Raw genomic sequence first — 2,740 nt, forward strand, 5'->3', positions numbered from 1 at the left:
ACGCCGCGCACCGCCTCGAACCGCAGGTGGTGCTTCTGGTCGCGGTCCAGCTCGAAATGGTTCTTCACGTATTCGTGTGCGGCGAGGAGAAAGCCGCCAGTGCCGCAGGCGGGATCGGCCACGACTTCGCCGGGTTGGGGCCGCACACAGTCCGCGATCGCGTCGATGAGCGCCCGCGGGGTGAAGTACTGTCCGGCGCCGCTCTTCGTATCCTGTGCGTTGCGTTCGAGCAGCCCCTCGTAGGCGTCGCCCTTCACGTCGGCCGACATCGCCGACCAGTTCTCCTTGCCGATGAGCTCGACCACGAGCTGGCGGAGCTTGGCGGGATCCTGGATCTTGTTCTGCGCCTTCTCGAAGATGAGGCCGAGCATCCCGCCCTGCTGGCCGAGCTCGTGAAGCGTGTCGCGATAGTGCTGCTCCAGTTCGACGCCCTCCATTTGCGGTGCGGCAAGGTCTTCCCAGCGGTAGCCAGAGGGGATCGGCTGTGGATCGCCGGTGAGCTGCGCGCGCTCGTCCGCCATCTTCAAGAAGAGGAGGAAGGTGAGCTGCTCCAGGTAGTCCTGGTATGACAGCCCGTCGTCTCGCAGGACGTTGCAGTAGGACCAGAGCTTCTGGACGATGCGGTTGGCAGTGTCGCTCATTGCGGACGCCCCTCTGTGCCGTCCGAATTACGCGCGGCCACCTCGGCCTGTAGCCGGTGCCCGAGATTGGTGAGTCGGTAGCGCTGCTTGCTGCTGCGGGGTTTGTCGGGGATGGTCATCTCCACGAGAGCGGCGTCCAGCGCAGGCTGGAGGTAATCGTTCGTGAAGTGCATGCGATCCTTCAGCCCGAGCGCATGCATCAGGTGGGACCTCAGCATCTCACCCTGGATGGCCACGATCAGCCTTTCGACTTGCGGGGTGACTTGCGGGGTGACTTGCGGGGTGACTTGCGGGGCACTCCGTTCCGCCCGCTCGTGGATCGGCAGACGAATGAGAAAGTAGGTGCGACCCTCGTCACTCTCGAACTCGGGAGGCGGCGAGCCATTACTCTTCATCGCACGCAGGATCTTGGGAACACCGGTCGAGCGCCCTTCCGTCAGGTCCAGCTCCTTGAGGAACTCGCCAATGCGACGGTTGCGGTAGCGACGACTCACCGCCAGCCCCGAACGCAGGTCCTCCATACGCACCGAGCGATCCGGACCGGGGAAGCTGAGCACGACCAGGTCCTGCGGGCTGATGCGGACCTCGACCGGTTCGCGCTCCTCGTAGGAACGGTGATAGATCGCGTTGACGATGGCCTCCTCGATGGCGACGCGCGGGAAGTTCCAGAAGCGCTCCGCCTCGGACCGGTCAGCGTGCTTCACCACCGTCTCCCTCAGATAGCTGCGCGCAACGTAGTCGATCGCGTCGCGTGTGATCTGGCCGAGTGGCCCCTGGAACACCTTCTCCTCGAAGCGGTCGCCGCCAGCACCATCAGGGAAGTATACGACATCGATCTGTGTGGCTGGAAAGAAGCGGTGCGGCTCGTCGTTGAAGAAGAGCAAGCCCGCTCCTTGCGCGCGGACCGTACTCGAACCACGACGGATGTACCAGGCCCACTCCTTCGCGTCCTGGCCCAGGCTCACTCGGCACTTGTAGGGGCGCGTCTCGCCCCCCGGCGCCCAGGCGACGAAGACGATCCGGCCATCGACAGCGTAGGACGCGGAGAGCGCATGGAACGGCGGTTGGATGGCCTGGTTGCCGAGACGCAGCAGCTCCTTCTGCATCGACTCCACACTCTCAGGGTCGATGCCCTTCGGAGGCAGCACTGGCCGGCCATTCGCCTCCTCGACGCCGATCACAAGGTATCCGCCGCCAAGGTTGTGGAAGTCGTTGGCGAACGCGCACATCGTATGCAACACACGCACTGGGTTCCACCCCGCCTTGTACTCGACGCGCTCGCCTTCGATCGCCCGTTGGCGGAGGAGCGTATCGAGGTTGATGGGGAGCGGGGTTCTCACGTGCGGTCTTTCTTCCTCGCCCGCGGGCGGCGCGGGCGGCGCGGTTGCTTCTCGGTGGCGGACTCGCGCTCGGCGCGGATGCGTTCGAGGAGGCGGGAGGCCGGCTCGTCAGTCGGGTCCTGGTCCACGAGGCGACCCTCGAAGGCCCACTTGAGAATGGATTGGCGGAGGCGGGCGCTGCGCGAGATGGAGAGCGTGGACAGCTTTGCGGCCGCGCCTTCGAGGCTGAAGAGCCGTCCGATCTCTGCCTGAATACGCGATTGCTCAGCCTCTGGCGGCAATGGGATCACGCACATTTCAAGGTCGCTCTGATTGACCTTAAAGATTCCGGCCGTCGTCTTCGCCTTCAGCTCAACTTGACTGCGGATCGCCGTTGAGTTCCACACGTGCGCGAAGAACATCCGGTCGACTCCTTTGCACATTCGGAAGCGTATCATAGTGTCGGGGTAGGCAACCGGATTTTGCAGCCGTCGCACAAGTCCGCCGAGCCCAACGAGCCTGATAGAACCGCTTCCGCGTGAGACAAGGAAGTCACCGACGGTAACCAAGAATGGCTTGGCCTCCCCGGCGGTCCAAGCTCCCATCTTTTGCTCGCGTGGATCGATGTTTCCGTTCTTCAACGCGGTCAAACGTAGGACTGGAAACCCGCCGATCGCAGTTTTCACCGATCGACCGTTCGAGAGCGGCTCGACCACGATTTGATCTACACTTGCCCAGCACCACCCCTCCGGCAACTCGGGTAGTTCGCTCGTATCCGGC

Annotated in this window: 3 protein-coding genes; all 3 read right to left on the reverse strand. The window is 63.8% G+C overall.

All coding sequences use genetic code 11. The features are described from left to right. The coding region (locus tag VFU66_RS03380; protein ID WP_326444824.1) for a type I restriction-modification system subunit M at positions 1 to 641 on the reverse strand (641 nt) is incomplete at its 3' end. Continuing rightward, positions 638 to 1,981 (reverse strand): RNA/DNA-binding domain-containing protein, encoded by a 1,344-nt coding sequence (locus tag VFU66_RS03385; protein ID WP_326444825.1) that lies wholly within the window; start codon positions 1,979 to 1,981, stop codon positions 638 to 640. The genes VFU66_RS03380 and VFU66_RS03385, both read right to left, overlap by 4 nt. Next, the gene (locus VFU66_RS03390; protein WP_326444826.1) at positions 1,978 to 2,382 is read right to left on the reverse strand and encodes a restriction endonuclease subunit S domain-containing protein; all 405 of its coding nucleotides are present in this window, start codon (positions 2,380 to 2,382) and stop codon (positions 1,978 to 1,980) included. The genes VFU66_RS03385 and VFU66_RS03390 overlap by 4 nt, the downstream gene beginning before the upstream one ends. Between the last annotated feature and the right edge of the window lie 358 nt (positions 2,383 to 2,740).

It is taken from the genome of Edaphobacter sp. (assembly GCF_035763405.1).
Classification (GTDB): domain Bacteria; phylum Acidobacteriota; class Terriglobia; order Terriglobales; family Acidobacteriaceae; genus Edaphobacter.

Excerpts from the sequence above, each read along its gene's own strand:
- VFU66_RS03390 (WP_326444826.1), bottom strand. The coding sequence starts at position 2,382 with ATGTTCTTCGCGCACGTGTGGAACTCAACGGCGATCCGCAGTCAAGTT.